11 protein-coding genes are annotated in these 15,519 nt (G+C 63.8%); 4 read left to right on the top strand and 7 right to left on the bottom strand.

Annotation, left to right across the window (positions count from 1 at the left end; translation table 11 throughout):
• Positions 1-4 precede the first annotated feature (4 nt).
• The 4 genes from ASG51_RS02625 to trxB (ASG51_RS02610) are packed head-to-tail and all read left to right on the top strand — an operon-like array spanning position 5 to position 3,594.
• On the top strand, positions 5-517 hold the full coding sequence (locus ASG51_RS02625) for a hypothetical protein (protein WP_056353182.1): 513 nt from the start codon (positions 5-7) through the stop codon (positions 515-517).
• 50 nt (positions 518-567) lie between these two features.
• Positions 568-1,593 (top strand): mitochondrial fission ELM1 family protein, encoded by a 1,026-nt coding sequence (locus ASG51_RS02620; protein ID WP_056378858.1) that lies wholly within the window; start codon positions 568-570, stop codon positions 1,591-1,593.
• Between the two features lie 14 nt (positions 1,594-1,607).
• Positions 1,608-2,543: a thioredoxin-disulfide reductase gene (gene trxB / locus ASG51_RS02615; protein ID WP_056378970.1), complete on the top strand. Its 936-nt coding sequence runs from the start codon at positions 1,608-1,610 to the stop codon at positions 2,541-2,543.
• Positions 2,544-2,589: 46 nt separating this feature from the next.
• Entirely contained in the window at positions 2,590-3,594 is a 1,005-nt protein-coding gene (gene trxB, locus ASG51_RS02610; RefSeq protein ID WP_056378856.1) for a thioredoxin-disulfide reductase, read from the top strand.
• A 217-nt stretch (positions 3,595-3,811) separates the two neighbouring features.
• Here trxB (ASG51_RS02610) and ASG51_RS02605 read toward each other — a convergent pair whose 3' ends face one another.
• The 7 genes from ASG51_RS02605 to ASG51_RS02575 all read right to left on the bottom strand — a co-directional run bounded on the left by ASG51_RS02605 (position 3,812) and on the right by ASG51_RS02575 (position 15,420).
• Positions 3,812-6,127, bottom strand: coding sequence for an AAA family ATPase (locus ASG51_RS02605; RefSeq protein WP_056378854.1), 2,316 nt, complete (start codon positions 6,125-6,127; stop codon positions 3,812-3,814).
• Positions 6,124-6,624 carry a hypothetical protein gene (locus ASG51_RS02600; RefSeq protein ID WP_056378852.1) on the bottom strand — a complete coding sequence of 167 codons (501 nt, stop codon included), beginning with the start codon at positions 6,622-6,624 and terminating at the stop codon, positions 6,124-6,126. Before ASG51_RS02600 ends, ASG51_RS02605 begins: the two co-directional genes overlap by 4 nt.
• Complete coding sequence (locus ASG51_RS02595; protein WP_056378850.1) at positions 6,624-7,262, bottom strand: hypothetical protein; 639 nt, start codon at positions 7,260-7,262, stop codon at positions 6,624-6,626. Before ASG51_RS02595 ends, ASG51_RS02600 begins: the two co-directional genes overlap by 1 nt.
• 2 nt (positions 7,263-7,264) lie before the next feature.
• Positions 7,265-10,846, bottom strand: a complete 3,582-nt coding sequence (locus ASG51_RS02590; RefSeq protein WP_162245226.1) for a site-specific integrase — start codon at positions 10,844-10,846, stop codon at positions 7,265-7,267.
• A gap of 689 nt (positions 10,847-11,535) precedes the next feature.
• Positions 11,536-12,996 carry a site-specific integrase gene (locus ASG51_RS02585; protein WP_162245225.1) on the bottom strand — a complete coding sequence of 487 codons (1,461 nt, stop codon included), beginning with the start codon at positions 12,994-12,996 and terminating at the stop codon, positions 11,536-11,538.
• A 185-nt stretch (positions 12,997-13,181) separates the two neighbouring features.
• Positions 13,182-13,427 carry a hypothetical protein gene (locus ASG51_RS02580; RefSeq protein ID WP_056378844.1) on the bottom strand — a complete coding sequence of 82 codons (246 nt, stop codon included), beginning with the start codon at positions 13,425-13,427 and terminating at the stop codon, positions 13,182-13,184.
• Positions 13,420-15,420 carry an AAA family ATPase gene (locus ASG51_RS02575; protein WP_056378842.1) on the bottom strand — a complete coding sequence of 667 codons (2,001 nt, stop codon included), beginning with the start codon at positions 15,418-15,420 and terminating at the stop codon, positions 13,420-13,422. Before ASG51_RS02575 ends, ASG51_RS02580 begins: the two co-directional genes overlap by 8 nt.
• Between the last annotated feature and the right edge of the window lie 99 nt (positions 15,421-15,519).

Genomic DNA, 15,519 nt, shown 5'->3' with positions numbered 1-15,519 from the left:
GCCCATGCGGTTGGGCCCCTTCCGGGCAGCGGCTCCGCTACTCGGTCTCGTCGCACTGCTCGGATCGGCCTGGGCCGAGGACTTGCCGAGCCTAGGCGGCGAGCGCCTGGCCGGCGTCGACGTCGATGTCCGACCCCTGCTTGCCCTCGGCGGCGGCGTTCCGGCCCTGGCGCTGCGTGAGGATCTGCTTTCCGCCCTGAAAGCTGAATTCGCCGACCGGCTCGGCGGCCGCGGGCCCGTGCTACTGGTGCGGATCACGGGTCTCTCGATCAATCCCTATGCCGGTGGCGACGGCGGACGTGGCCGCCTCGGCGGTGGCACGCAGAGCGATTATCTTGACGGCGAGGCCCTGCTCATCGGACGTCGGGGCGAGATTCTCGCGCGTCATCCCCAGCTCTCCGCGGTCCCGTCGAGTTCGGGCGGGGCCTGGTACGACCCGGCTTCCGAGCGCCGCCGGGTGACTGCCATCGCCCAGCACTATGCGGGCTGGCTCCGGCGCGCCCTGCCCCAGGATTGAGTGGACGGCGTGGCGGATGACTCCGCTCGAGGATTGACCTGGATCACCTGATGTCGGCAGCGTCCGCGATGCCCTCCACCACCGGCGCCGCTGCGCCGCTTCCCGACCTCGCTCAGGCCAGGACCTGGATCGTCACCGACGGCAAGGCGGGCGACGAGAACCAATGCGTCGGCCTCGCCGAAACCCTCGGCCTGCCGTTCGAGATCCGTCGGATCGCGCCCCGCCCCCCCTTCGGCTGGATGGCACCCTGGGGACCGACCGACCCGCGGGACCGGCTGGGCAACGCACGCGGCGCCTTGTCCGGGCCCCTCCCCGATCTGCTGATCGCGTCCGGGCGCCGGTCCGTCCCGTACCTCCGCGCCGTGCGCACGGCGTCCGAGGGCCGCACCTTCACGGCCTTCCTGAAGGATCCCCGCATCGGCCACGACGCGGCGAACTTCGTCTGGGTGCCCGATTACGACGACCTGCGCGGCCCCAACGTCTTCACCACCCTGACACCGCCGCACCAGGTCACACCAGAGCGTCTCGCCGAGGCCCGCGCGCACCCGGACCCGCGCCTGTCCACCCTGCCCTGGCCCCGCATCGCGGTGCTGATCGGCGGCGACAGCCGACATTTGAGCTATCGTCCGGCGGATATGCGCAGGCTCCTGCGCGACCTCGACAAGCTCACCGAGGGCGGCTGTTCCCTCATGGTCACCGTGTCCCGGCGCACGCCGCAGAACCTGCGGGACGCTCTGCGTACCATGGTGGCGACGAAAGGCGGTTTCTTCTGGGACGGTGGCAGCCCGAATCCCTATGTTTCGATGCTGGCGATCGCCGATTCGATCGTCGTCACCTCGGATTCGGCCAACATGGTCGGGGAGGCTGTAAGTACCGGGGCTCCCGTCCTCCTGTTCGACCTGCCCAAGACCTATATCCGCCACAGGCGGCTCTTCGCGGGACTCGCGATGGCCGGGGCCCTGAAGCCCTTCGTCGGCCGCCTGGAGGAATTGCACTACCAGCCCCTGGATGCGACCCCCGTCATCGCAGGCGCGATGGCCAAGGCCTATGCCGAGCACCGCGCGCGATGGGCCTGAAGGAGACGAGAGCGATGGCGCACACCCATTCCAAACTCATCATCATCGGCTCCGGCCCCGCCGGCTACTCCGCCGCGATCTACGCCGCCCGTGCCATGGTGGAGCCGCTGATGATCTCGGGCTTCCAGCCCGGCGGCCAGCTCATGATCACCACCGATGTCGAGAACTATCCGGGCTTCGCCGAGGCGATCCAAGGTCCCTGGCTGATGGAGCAGATGCGCTCCCAAGCCGAGCATGTCGGGACCAAGATCGTGTCCGAGTACATCACCAAGGTGGATTTCCAGGTCCGGCCGTTCCGGCTGGAGGCCGATTCCGGCGAAACCTACTCGGCCGACGCGGTCATCATCGCCACGGGGGCCCAGGCCAAGTGGCTCGGCCTGCCGTCGGAGGCCAAATACCAGGGCTTCGGCGTCTCGGCCTGCGCCACCTGCGACGGCTTCTTCTTCCGGGGCAAGGAGGTCGTGGTGGTCGGCGGCGGCAACACCGCCGTGGAGGAGGCGCTCTACCTCGCCAACCTCGCCGCCAAGGTCATCGTGGTCCACCGCCGGGGCGAGTTCCGCGCCGAGCGCATCCTGCAGGAGCGCCTGTCCAAGCACCCCAACGTCGAAGTGGTGTGGCACCACGCGGTCGAGGAGATCTGCGGCAGCGAGAAGCCGCCGTCGGTGACCCATGTCCGCCTCAAAGACACCCGCACCGGCGAAATCACGGAGCAGCGAACGGATGGCGTGTTCATCGCCATCGGCCACCAGCCGGCGACTGCGATCTTCGAGGGTCAACTGGCCATGCGCGACGGCGGCTACATCGAGACGGCGCCGGGCACGACACATACGGCGATCCCCGGGGTCTATGTCGTTTTCTCTGTACCAGGTGCCCCCCGGATGTGTGTGTATTCAACCACTTCCGTCTCGAACGATAACCGGTCGCAGCTGCTCCTTGAAGCTGCAGCCTAGAGCGCATTCAAGGCCCCCCCGCTTCATCGACACATCAAGGCTGGCCATGACCACGCATAAGACGAAGGTTCTCATTATCGGTGCCGGGCCGGCCGGTTACACCGCGGGCATCTACGCAGCCCGAGCGAACATGAAGCCCATCCTCGTGACGGGCATCCAGCCGGGCGGCCAGTTGACCATCACCACTGACGTCGAGAACTACCCAGGCTTCGCACAGGCCGTTCAGGGCCCGGACCTGATGGAGCAAATGCGCCTTCAAGCCGAGCACGTCGGGACCCAGATCCTCTACGACACAATCGTATCGGTCGATCTGTCGAAGCGGCCGTTCGTGGCACAGGGCGACGGTGGGGACACATACGTCGCCGACACACTCATCGCGGCCACTGGAGCCCAGGCGCGGTGGCTGGGACTGCCCTCCGAGATGGAATTCAACGGTGCGGGCGTGTCGGCCTGCGCGACCTGCGATGGCTTTTTCTATCGCGGAAAGCAGGTTGTCGTCGCCGGCGGCGGGAACACCGCCGTCGAGGAAGCGCTCTACCTAGCCAACCTGGCCTCGAAGGTCACCGTCGTCCATCGGCGCGACCGTTTCAGGGCGGAGCCTATCCTGCAGGACCGCCTCTTCGCCCACCCTAAGATCGAGGTCATATGGAACCACACGGTCGATGAGGTCCTTGGGCGGCGGGAGCCCGTGAAGTCGATGACTGGCCTCCGGCTCAGGGATGCGGTCAGCGGTTCAACGAGGGAGATGGCAGCCGACGGCTTGTTCGTCGCCATTGGTCACGATCCCGCGACGAAGTTGTTCGCCGACCAGCTCGAACTTCTGGAAGGCGGCTACATCAAGATCGTCCCCGGCACTACGAAGACGACGGTGGAGGGCGTCTACGCGGCCGGCGACTGTGCGGAATTCGTTTACCGACAGGCGGTGGTAGCAGCCGGGATGGGGTGCATGGCGGCGCTTGAGTCCGAGAAATTCCTGGCCGAGCATTCCTCAAATCCCAAGGTCCGGAACGAGGAGGCACATGAGGTCGAGATGATCGGCGCTTACGACTAGGCTCGGTCGAACCCCGGGCCTTCACCGCCGACGTTCCAGGGAGAGGGCTCCGCCTCTTCCGCATGCCAGGCACCGTCTCTATTCCGCCGAGGGGACGGGGCCCTCCACCTTGCGTGCCGTTGGCTTAACCAGGCCGGGGGATACCCCTTCCGCCTCCTCGCCTTGGCACCTGCTACCCTCGTCGTCCTGGACTCCGCAGCGGTGCGGTTCCGGCACCTCATGCTTGATCAAGTGCCTGGACGTCCGGGAGCGACAGGTCGAAGGTACAGCCGACCATGCGCCGGGCATGAGCGGGTGGACGGGACATGGCAGCCTTGAGAGCCTCTTCGGAACCGACGAGAACTACCGCCTCCTCGGCCCGGGTCAGCGCCGTGTAGACCCAGGTAGGGTCCATATTCCGGGCTTCGATCAGGGCGACCACCACGGTGCGTGCCTGGCTTCCCTGAGCCCGGTGGCAACTTACGGCGTAGGCTAGGGCCAGGTCGAACAGGTCCTTGTCCGTGAGGGTGACGGTTTCCCCATCGAACTCGCACGTCACCGTGCCCAGGTCCTCGTCGACGGCCGTGACATGTCCGAGGCTGCCGTTGCGCAACCCCTTCTCGTAGTCGTTTCGTAGGAACGTAACCGGCTCGCCGACGCAGAACTCGTTGCCCATGTAACCACGTACGCTCTCCACCTTTCCAGGATCGGCGGCCTCCAGCGACGCGACGTGGGCCGAGTGGAGGCGGTGATTGAGATGCCGGACCGTGCCGTCCGGCGCGGCGGCACGGCTGTTCACGGCCGAAAGCACCATCAAGCCCGTGGAATCCGGACCATGACGGCCCAGATCCGCGACGACACGCTCAACGGACTCGCTCACCTCGCCCGGTTCCACCACCAGAAAGCTCACTCCGGGACGTCCCGGCTGATAGGCGGGGAGGACCGGGATGCGACTTCCCCGTACCTCTCGGGAGATGGCCGGGATACCACTCCCATCCGACTGTCGGTGCACGGTCTCAAGCCGCGACGTGATGCCCCGCTGTTCCACAAGGTGATGGAAGATCAGGCCGAACCCGACAGGAGGCAGTTGGAAGGCGTCACCAACCAGGAGCAGGCGACAGCCTTGCGGCATCGCGTCGACGAGGCGGTGCATCTGACTGAGGTCGACCATCGAAGCCTCGTCGATGACCAGGAGCGTGCGGTTGGTGAGCAGCGGAAGCTCCCGTCCGGCATCGGGGGCAGCCTGCCGCTGGCTAGTCCCTCCCCACTGAGTTTGGCCGTCGACTCGCTTCTCCAAGCCGAGGATGAGACGATGAATGGTCACCGCGGGCGATTGCCCAGGTTCGCTGCGACCCGTGCCCTCCGTCAGCCTCAGCGCGGCCTTGCCTGACAGGGCGGCCATCTGGACGTGGCCACCCAGGTGTTCCCAAAGGTCAACGATGGCTCGGCAGGTGGCCGTCTTTCCCGTACCGGCTCCTCCGGTCAGACAGGCCAGTGGCCGGCCCATTACGGCAAGCACGGCGTCGCGCTGTTCGGGGTGAAGCGAACGACCCCGGTTTTCCACCATCGCGAGGAGCCGCCGCAGGTCCACCGCGGACGGGATCTTGACGCCGGTACGCTCGCGGCCGCCGGCGAGACGTCGGAAACGGACCAGGAGGTCTTCCTCAAGCACCGCGCAACCGGGAGAACGCCACAGGTCTCCGGACTCGATCAGCGCATGGTTCGCCATCCCGACACGTACCACCTCCTCGTCCAGTTCCATCTCCGCATCCAGCCCGAGCTTCTTGGCAACGCGGCTTCCCAGGACGGAACGGTGAACCGCCGTGTCTCCCTCTCGAATGGCGTCCAGCATGACGGCGTCGATTGCACCGACGATACGTGTCGGGTGGGTATGCGCATCCCCGATGCCGCCACGGGCCTTGAGGATGCGAAGGGCGAGGGGATCGACCTTCGACCAGGGCAAGGGGCCTGACAGCACGTAGGGATTACGCTGGAGGAGGGGCAGCGCCTCGGGACCGAACAGGCGCAGGATACGCCGTACCGTTCCGCCGTCCTCCACCCCCTGCTCCTCAAGCCATCGAACCGTCTCGTACTCGCCCTTGGTTTCCGCCAGGGTGCGGAAGACGGCGACGGCGAGCCGGGCGGCCAGGTTCGGACGCTCGGGGTCGATGATCTCCGTCAGCTGTTCCAGCGTCACGGACCCATCCAGGAGCCCGTCGAGCCGCCCCCGCAGGGCTTGCGCGATACGCTTGGCACGCGCCGGGCCCAGGCCGCCCACGACCTGAAGCCAGGGAACGACCAGCTTCCCGGATGGCATGAGACGAACGAATCCGTCCGGGCGCCCGTAGAATTGGAGGCCATGACGCACGCTTTCGTGCCACTGGCCCTCGATCCGGTAGACCTCCCCGTCAACCGGATGGAACGCCTCCCCCTTCGCGACCACCCTGACGCTCTCGCGCCCGGTCGTGATGCCCGAGAAGATGGTGGCCCTATCGCCGGCCCAGACGATGGACGTGACCTGGACGGTCAGATGCTGGACAGGTTGGGTGGTCATTGAACGTCGTCCGTACGCAAGACCATGCCGGTGCGTTGGATGAACGCGAAGCGTTCACGAAGGCGGGCGTTCTCGGCTTCCTTCTCGGCAAGCTCACGTTCGAGGTGAACGATGCGCGCCCTTGCGAGGGCATGTCCCTCGCTCTGGTTCTTCACGTCCTTGCTCAGCCTGACGATCCGATCCTCCGCCGCATCGCTGGACTTCGCGGTCTCGGTCGTCTTCGTGGCAGTCAGTCCCTGGTCCTGCGCCGCGACGTCGATCAGCGCTCCCCACTCGGCCTCGTTGTAGACGTACTGTCTCACGCTCTCGGGAACCTCGACGCCCCGTTCCTCGCCCCATTGCCGGAACTCCTGCATCAAGGATCGAACGTTGATCCGGCCGCCCCGGCTGGGAAGGTTCGGGGATGCACGTCCGCCCTGATCGTATTCGGCGAACCTTTGGTCGAGGAAGGTTCTGAGTTCGTCCAGCAACTCTGGCACCGTCGCGGTCCTGGGCATCAAACATCCTCATTGAGCTGATTGCGTGTCCGTGGCTGCTTCCGGAGCCACTCGACGAAGGGCGTCGTGTCGGGCGGTCCCGCGATGAGGCTCTTGGAGCCGACCTGTGCGGTGTTCCTGATCTCGCCCTTGTCGAGGACGATGCCGAATTCTTCCTCGGTCAGGTGGGTCAGCAATCGCCCCAACACCGTCGCCGTGCGCTCGAAAGCGATCCGGTACGCCCTGCCCTCACCGTCTCCGTCGGTCGTCGGCGCCGGCAACTCCGCATTGACGCCGTTGCGCTCGATCAGCTTCCGTAGCCTCACGTTGTCTCGCCGGAGCAGGTTGGTGTTGATGTCGGCGTCGAGCGCCTTGGCGGCCAGCGCCGCGCGCGGCCGCACGTCATCCTCCGGAGCTGGGATCAAGCGAGGATTCTCGGCGACGAACCGCAGGATCTCCGCCCGGTAGCGCTTGTTCCGTGACAAGGTCGTGGCGTGCAGACCGCTGCCCATGGCAACCGCGTTGCGCAGGGCATGGAACGTTTCGTACTTCGTACGGCGCGGGAGGGCCTTGAGGGCACGACGCACCTTCACGAGGTTGGCTTCCGTCACCTCCCGCTGGTGGAGACCGAAGTTGTTTTGGCCCTTGCGCGCGCCCACAGTCACTCCTCCGGCGGGGCGGCTAGGCGCGGGCTTGCGCCCGTACCCGCCAGGGAGCTGACGCTGGAGACGGCCTCCAACGCAGATGCAAACGTCGGGGCAATGCCGTGAGCCTTTAGGGCAAGGTGTAGCCCCGACACAAAAGCTCGAACCGGATCGACCTCGTAGAGCTCAATCTCCGCCTCGATGGCCCTCATTGATGCGAGTAGCCTCTGCCGCAACTGGATCGCCTGCGCCCGGAGGACTGGTGTCTCGAAGCCCGGGTGGCCGCTCGCGTCAGTGAGCCTATGCAGGATGAACTCGGCCATGCTCGCGTCGCGCGTGACCATCCTCAAGTGCAGGCGAACGGCGTCGGGCATCCCGACGTGGAACAAGTCCACTGACGCGTGCCCGAGTTCGTCCAGGCTCCGTGTCAGCGCGAGGAGCGATGTGCGCCAGCCCTCGTACTCCGTGGCGTCGAGGCGGCGTCGATGCTGCACCGCGTCGACCGTGGCGTCGGGTTCAGACTTCGCCTTGAGACGCTCCACCAGACGGCCGCCCTCACGGACCTGTTCCAAAAGCTGGCGCATCTTTGCGCCGATAGACGGCAAGTGGTCGACGGACTTGACCGCCAAGGGGCAAACGCCGCACCGCCGCGGCTCCACGATGACGTCCATGACGTCGCTCGGGCACATCTCCCCGACAGGACAGATGTGCGTCTCGCGGAAAATCACCTGCGACATCGGTGTGGAGCGCAACCTCATGATGCCATCGACGTCCTGGAGATCCTCGTTAAGGAGGGACAGCGTCTGCAGCCCAAAGGCCGCCTCCGTCCTCACCCGATCCGCCTGGAAGCTCTTCCGCAGGGCGCTGTTCGCGTTGTCGGCCCGGATGTGGACGGGGTTCTCAGGATCTGGCTCCCAGACAGAGTTCGAGGCGGCGAGCACACGCGCGCCGACCTGCTCCTGGTTCTCGACCGTGTAGTGGTAGGTTGTCGCCGTGTTGGTGTGTCCCACCAACCACCCCGTGATCTCGATGGGCAGCACGCCGGATCGAGAGGTGATGAAAGTGGAACGTGCCGAATGGGGCGTATGCTTCAGGCGAACCTTGATCGGCGAGCAAGGACGGCTTTCCTCGCCGTCCAAGTGCATCACGACCTTCGGCATGCCCGTGAGCGGATCCATTTCGGGAACGTATCGCCACATCCCATTAGAGGCCTGCGAGTTCAATGCTCGCCGATGCCAGAGACAGAACGAGACGAGGAAACGATCCCACGTCGTCGTATAGGCTTGGTTTGATACCGGGTATTCCTGGTATGGCGACCGGAACAGGGGGAAGACTGGGGCGAACCGCGTGTACTCCCGTCTCTCGTACTGAACGGCGACTTCCTGAAAGTCGTCGACCATTTGATCTTGGAATGCCGCCTCGCGCATCAGAACCTCAAAGGCCCTACGCACGATCAGCGTATTCCACGGACGGTCCCGAACCTTGTCGGTATTGACCTGCAATGGCATGAGCTCCGCCCCAGCCATGTTGCCGGCGGCCAGACGGTGGAATGCCTTCTTGCAAAGCCACTGGACTCCTTGGAAACGAATGCCCGTTTCCAAGGCGACGATGATCATCCGCAGGCTCGAAAGGTGCGGAAGGACGACCTTGCTCACCTCCTGGGCACCAAGCTTCACGGACCGCTCCGCCCATGTGGCGAGTTGTGGTACCTCCGAGATGGTGTAGCTATTGCCATCGTATTCAAAGGTAACGTTCAGTCCGTATTCTGATGCCTTGAAGGCCTCGCTCTTGCGTACCCTTCTCCAGATGCCCTTCACGTCTGACTTAGTAAGCTTCCCCGCGAGAATTTGGTTTGAGATCTCGATGAAGAAGCTCTCGCAAGCATAAGCGTATCGCAGGATGAACGGCATGAGAGCCTTGGGAATGGGCGTCTTATTCGTCTTCTGCGGGGACCGGCTGATGTTCCTGTCAAACTCCGGCATCACTGGATTTACGAAATCTTGTCGTGAAAAATTGAGCTTCGGCGCCTGTGCCCTGCAGAACTCAAAGAAACGAAAGGCAAACGAGATAAAGGCGTTGAGCCCATTATCTCCCTTGCTCATGCGGATGTCCCGGTAGAAATCCAGGAGCGGAACGGGGGCCGCGCCGTTTTCCATGCCCTCGACCCAGTTGCCGAAGCGCGTGAACTGGGACGGGTCTGTAGGGAGACTGACGTCCAGACCCGGGTGGAGCTCGATCCACCACGGAAGGTAGCAGCATAGGTAATCCTGGATAAGATGACGGCGGGTTTCTGCCTTCCCGAGGGACTCGTATCCTTGTCGCACCCGGTGCGCAAAGAACTCGTCGAGCGCTGAAGACCATGTAGACCAAAGGTCGACCGGGAATGCATGCATCCGCGTCGGATACGGGTTTCCCTTGTTGCGGAACGTCCCGCGCATCCTCAACGCCTTCATGTAGACGAGGATATCCTCAGGAGCGTTGACCTTGTTAGCCAACAACTCGAACTTCACGTCCTGTAGGACCTTCTCGCCATCAAGGACCGCATGCCGGAAGTCCTCACGATTTTCGTCGTCGATGAGGTCGAGTTGGGCGGCGGCAAGGCGCCGGGCATAGGCTTGGTTCGGTACGCTCGCTTGAGCACGACGAACGCTCTCGGGATCGGCAAGAAGTTCGGAAGGCGTCATATCGCCGACGCCCCTGAGGTGAAGATGGACCCAGTAGCGATAGCTTCTGATATCATCCAGGGAGTACGCGAACCCGTGTCCCTGACCAGACTTTGCGATGTGCGCGAGGGCTGCCAAGATCGCAGTCGACGGCTGGCTGTCGCGTACTCCCGGAAGTCCACCCGAACGGATCTTTCTAACGACCTCCATTGTCGATGGGCCGAACAAGTCCAGGTCAATGTCTGAGAATGAACGCCAGCCCGACGCAAGGACAAGGCTTAGTCCCAGTGTGCTGCTTTGAGCGTCGGGATTATCGAATTGACAAGTTGCCAGGGCAGGTGCGAGCTTTCGGAATTGCTCGTTCCAGACGTCGGTTCGAAGTCTGAATGTCAACGGAAGACGGACCAAACCGTCACTCCACATCATAAAATAAGCATACTTGAACCACAAAGTGATAACTCCGCGCGTCTTCTGCGCCATCGGAGGAATTCTAAGGGCACTTTCCACCTTTCTAAGCTTTTCCTTAGGTGGATTGTTTGTATCAAGACGATCCAGCATCAGAAATGCATCGATGAATTCATGGACGCTCATCACCTTGGCTGCGGCCAGTAGCTGCTTGCGAATACGCAGCATGGTGCTGACGCGAGTCGTGATCTCGCCGCGACGACCCCGAGCAATGTCGATTTCCGCGGCCTCTTGAACGCGTTGTGCGAACTGGGTTTGCAGTTGCTCCGTCTTGCCCACGACGATCAGACCATCCGTGAGGTTGATGACCGGGATGTCGAACCGAGGGTGCCGCAACTCATCCGGCGGGCTGATTGGAACACTTTGCGGCCCAGCGGCAGCCGACGGGTCGTAGGTAGTGCCTTCGGAGGAAGGAAGCTCAACCGACGTGGCAATGGCGACTTGGGCATTCTCAGGTACATGCTTGTTCATTTGAGGCTCCTCGGGCTGGCGTCCGAGGCGCTGGGGCTTTCCCCGGCGGTCGTCGGACAAGGCATCGCCATCCCGGGGAGCGCCTCGGGCCGGACATCGACTGTGCTGTGGGATTTCAGTCCGCTTGATCGGCTGCCGCGCGGGGCGCGGCGCCTGTTCGGACGTGACCATCAGGCAGTCGGGGACCGGAGAACCGAGGACCCGACGCCATCAGGGCGGTCGTATTCGCGATAAAACAATCATGGGTTGGGCTCCGGGAGCCGCCGAGACACAGCTGAAGCGCAAGTGAGACTGCGCGGTGCCCATGGCGGTGGTTGGGTTCTGCAAGGGAGAGGGAGCAGGTTCCGCGTAACCTCGAACAAGGGCGCACCCCTGCAAGGCTGATCTCGGAACAGGTGGTAATTCCAGCCTTCCAGGCACCGGTTGCATCCGGGATGCGGGAAGGTTCTTAAGCGGCCAGGTCCACCAGCCGCAGGTCAGCAGCGACCCTAGGCTATTAAGCCGGTTTTGCTTAAGGCCTGCGCGAACGCGGCCTGAATTATTGCGAAGCTGCTCATGTGTGCCAGCTGAACATATCGGAGGGGCCTGCGTCCAGGAAAAGCGTCCGCTATACGGAACCTCTTCATGGCCAAGGTTTACGGTCCCTAATTGAAAAACGAGAAATTGCGAAAGACGGGACCTTACGAAGCTTAGTCCTCCCTCCTGCCCGGTGGCAGTCGACGTTGGAAGGCCCCCTCCTTCTCGATCCGGTCCGCCGTCTTACGCAGTCGCTCGGCGATGCTGGTTGGCAGGAAATGCCTTCCAGCATCCGCGGAGGCGTCCATGCCCGCGAAGACGACCTCATCTGCTGCCTCGACCCTCGCCTGGACGATATGCGTGTCATGCCGGGCATAGACCTTCGTGCTCTCGATGCTCTTATGACCCATCAGCATCTGGACCTCGGTGAGCTTCAGGCCGGGCCCGCCAGGGACGGGAATGAAGTTCAGCATGTAGATGCCATAGCTGTGCCGTAGGGAATGCAGCGTCCAGACGTGATCGGGTGCTTCCGGAGGACCTTGCACGTCGGCGCGGAGTACGGCCCTCTTGAACTGCTTCTGGTGGGCGGCGTCGCTGGCCTCCACCAACGGACGTGCCCTATCGCGGCTGTCCAGCTTCTGGAAAAGGAAGTCGTTCTCGTGGTCGGTCGTCCCGACGAACTCTTGACTAAGATAGGCGCGAAGGGCCTCCCAGAAGCTGGTCTGAACCGGTTCATACATGTAAACCCGGCTCATGGTGCGCCCCTTGAAGCGCAGGAACTCTCCCTTCGGCATCTCACGACCGAATCGGCTCAAGTTGGGGTCATGAACCCAGATCTCCCCGGTCGAGGGGTCTACGTCATCGAACCGAAGATTGAGGGCTTCGTGCAAGCGAAGGCCTCCACCGGCAAGGAGAGACCACAGTGCTCGATCCCGATGACTCGTCGCGCAGGCCAGCAGGTCTGCCAGCCTGTCCAGAGGAAACTCCTTGTTCTCAATGCCGACCCGCGTCTGGCGGCCGAGGGGCGCTTCCAGGTGCCTCGGTCGGTCAATTCGATTGAGAATGCGGATGTTGCCGCCAAGCAAGGATTGCTTCAGGCGCACCCTGTCGAAGTGCGACCATCGCCGCACACCGTCGATGGCTGCATAGGTCGTGCGCAGGTCCAGCCAGTCCACGGCCACGTTCTCGTCGCTCAGGGCGGACATTGCCTTCAGCGCCTCATTCCGCGCAAACGCGAGGAAATGGTTCACCGCGGCCAGGGTCGGGAGGAAGCTGGCTGGCGCGAGTCCGGCGAAGCCGATCTCCCCGGCGTAAGTAGCGAGCGTTGGGAACTCGGCCCACGCGACCCTAGGTCCATCCCTGAGAAAGATCGGGTAGGCTGTGAAAGCCTCGGAGATGTCATCGGGCCGGGCTGCCTGGCCGAAAACCTCGCATTCGATGAGGTAGTCGACAAACCGCGCCGCGGACTCGACGTAACGCTTCAGGCTCGTCGCGCGATTGCCGCGGCCGTCGATATAGCGCCTGAACCGTAGCAGCGCGTCGATCTCATAGCCGTCGTCGTTGACGAAGATCTCCTCGGACTTGCCGGTATCCTGTCGCCGGATCACGGTCCGGGTGAGATGCTTCAGTGGCATCGCCATCATCTCCTGAACGGTTGGCGTCGCACGAAATTCGAGCCTGTCGCGGCGTCGTGAAGCTTCATCTGCAGCGCCGGCGCATGCGACGGGTTCGACTTCGACAGATGTCGGCCGGGTCGCTTAACGCGCCGGCTCCGCCTCGGCGGCCTCGTCCAGGATCTGGACGAGGCCGCACCACCCGATCACGGGGTCTTCTGGATCGATCCCGGCCGCGCCGGCGGCAGGGGGAATTTCACGACATTGCCGACCGCACGTGGTCGCATGGCCCGCTCCAGGGCGGCCTCCTCGGCCAACTGCAATCCGAGTTCGATCTCGACCATGACGGCTCCCAACATCGCATCGAAGCTAATGGGATCAAGGTCACGACGAACCCTGAGGATTCCCTTCATCAGGAGGGCGACCTGGTCGTCAAGCTCGGACTCATTCATGACGGCCTCCGGAAATCGTCACGGCTGATTCGACCGGAGAGGCATTCGGGGTAGAGGGGCCGATCATGCGTCGGAGGGTCGGACCGTCGAGGATGCGGGACTCGGCAAGGACGTGCGCTACGCGGTCGATCACGTCCGCGTTGGCTGCAACATGCGCCAAGGCCTGGGCATAAAGGTCGGCGAGATCGCGCTCCACGACGGCCCTGAAGGCGGCGTCGGTCCGGACCAGGTCAAAGGCCTGTTCGTCCGTCGCGCGCATCGCGATATTCCCCCCGAGGCCCAGGGACGCGTGGCAGGACGCGACGGTGCGGGTCGCGATGCCGAGATCGGACGAAGGATGTCCTCCGGCGCCCGCGGAGACGCCACCCCAAAACTCGTCCGCCGCCCGACCGGCAAGGGTCGTCACAACGTAGGCATCGAGTTCGGCTCTCGTGGGCGAAGCCCCGCACAGCATGCGCGCACGCATGCTGCCTGCCATCGCACCGGTAGGAATGATCGAGACCTGAGAGACCTCGGACACGCGAAGGAGCTCAGACAGACAAGCGTGGCTCGATTCATGGCGGGCGGTCGCGAGGATCTCGGCCCAGGGTCGTACGTCTGGCGGGGCGATCTCGGCCAGCAGGTCCGATGCGGCCAGGGAACGTTCGGCGATGCGTGCGGTGCGCCGCGCCGCCTTCACCCATCCTGCGATCTCGGCACCCGTAGACCCGGCTCCCAGGGTGGCGAGGCCCGACAGGTCGAACCCTGGCAGGTCATCTCCGAGATGGTGCCGGAGGATGCCGGCGACCGCAGTGGCATCCGGTGGCATAATGGTGATGACGCGATTGAGCCGACCCGGCCGGATGAGCGCCTCATCCAAGGAAGAGGCATGATTGGTCGCGCCGATGATCACCAGCTTTCCCGCATCACCAGAGACGGCGCTGTCGAGAGCTAGGAGAATATGCCCAACAATCGGAGCCCAGTAGTCTGCGTTCCGACCGAGGGCGGAGCGTCGGGGCAAACCGTCGAGTTCATCCAGAAGTAGTACCGCTGGACCGTTTGCAACCGCCTGGGCGAGCAGGGTATCGACGAACTTGATGATTTCATTGATGTACCCGGCGGTCGAGGAGAACCAGTGCGCAACCGAAGTCGGAACGAGGGGCATTCCCAAGGACTTGGCTACAGAGCGCGCAAAGGATGTCTTTCCTAGTCCAGGAATACTTGCCAACACGACTGCGCGGTCGATCTGGCTCCAGGGGATCTCGCCCCGGCGCCATGACTCGACGTCGTCGACGAGCTTGATCGCCCATTCCTGTGCACCGCCCGCGTATCCATGAAGGTCACGAACGAGCGGAACGTCGTCGAGATGGGGATCGCCCATCGACCTGGATCGCGTCATGGCAGTTAGCCGGCGGACGCAATCGACGGGGGAGGATTGGATGCGGATGGCGGTACAAAGGTCGTAGAACCCAAGTCCCGACGCGACCCTGGGCGGAAGCTTGCGCGGACGGCCCTTCGTGACCTCCAGGATCACGTTGGAGATGACCTTGTTGGACGGCGTGGTGATTTCGATGCGGATGTCGGCGCCTGCCACCAGCGCCGATGGCAGGTAGCGTTCCGGTGAGGTGCTGATCCCGCAAACGTTGTGGTTGGCACCAAGGTACCGACCGATTTCCTCGTTCCCGACCTCTGCGCGGTCCTGGAGCCTCGCACTGCCATTGCGAGCTACGATGTGGGGGAAGGGTCCGTGCCGCCTGATGGCCCGCTTGATCGGTTCGATCCAGTCGGCCGAGGGCACCTGAACGACGACGCCGACCGCCAGGAAACCCCGGATTCTGGCGCGGGCCCGGATCGGGAGCGCCTCTTCGAGGATCGCCCGGGCCAGGACATCCGAAACCTGGCGGGATTGATGCGGTTCGAGTTCGTCCTCTTGGGCCCCGTCGAGAAATTCGTCGAGGCAGCCCTGCTGCTCGACCTTCGGGGGCTTCGTAAGCGATGGAGACTTCTTGGCCATGAATGCCTCGCGTCACGAGGCGGCCGGGCTCGCGTCATGGCGCGCCGGTCAGGCCTCGTAAAGTGTTTCCGGGATGGGCGCTGATCTGCCTGTCGGCAG

The sequence above is a fragment of the Methylobacterium sp. Leaf465 genome (genome assembly GCF_001424705.1).
Taxonomy (GTDB): Bacteria; Pseudomonadota; Alphaproteobacteria; order Rhizobiales; family Beijerinckiaceae; genus Methylobacterium.
This window is presented reverse-complemented; position numbering and strand designations above follow the sequence as displayed.

Bases quoted from the DNA above. Each gene is read 5' to 3' on its own strand.
- ASG51_RS02625 (WP_056353182.1), top strand. From the start codon at position 5: ATGCGGTTGGGCCCCTTCCGGGCAGCGGCTCCGCTACTCGGTCTCGTC.
- ASG51_RS02620 (WP_056378858.1), top strand. From the start codon at position 568: ATGTCGGCAGCGTCCGCGATGCCCTCCACCACCGGCGCCGCTGCGCCG.
- trxB (WP_056378970.1), top strand. From the start codon at position 1,608: ATGGCGCACACCCATTCCAAACTCATCATCATCGGCTCCGGCCCCGCC.
- trxB (WP_056378856.1), top strand. From the start codon at position 2,590: ATGACCACGCATAAGACGAAGGTTCTCATTATCGGTGCCGGGCCGGCC.
- ASG51_RS02605 (WP_056378854.1), bottom strand. From the start codon at position 6,127: ATGACCACCCAACCTGTCCAGCATCTGACCGTCCAGGTCACGTCCATC.
- ASG51_RS02600 (WP_056378852.1), bottom strand. From the start codon at position 6,624: ATGCCCAGGACCGCGACGGTGCCAGAGTTGCTGGACGAACTCAGAACC.
- ASG51_RS02590 (WP_162245226.1), bottom strand. From the start codon at position 10,846: ATGAACAAGCATGTACCTGAGAATGCCCAAGTCGCCATTGCCACGTCG.
- ASG51_RS02585 (WP_162245225.1), bottom strand. From the start codon at position 12,996: ATGCCACTGAAGCATCTCACCCGGACCGTGATCCGGCGACAGGATACC.
- ASG51_RS02580 (WP_056378844.1), bottom strand. From the start codon at position 13,427: ATGAATGAGTCCGAGCTTGACGACCAGGTCGCCCTCCTGATGAAGGGA.
- ASG51_RS02575 (WP_056378842.1), bottom strand. From the start codon at position 15,420: ATGGCCAAGAAGTCTCCATCGCTTACGAAGCCCCCGAAGGTCGAGCAG.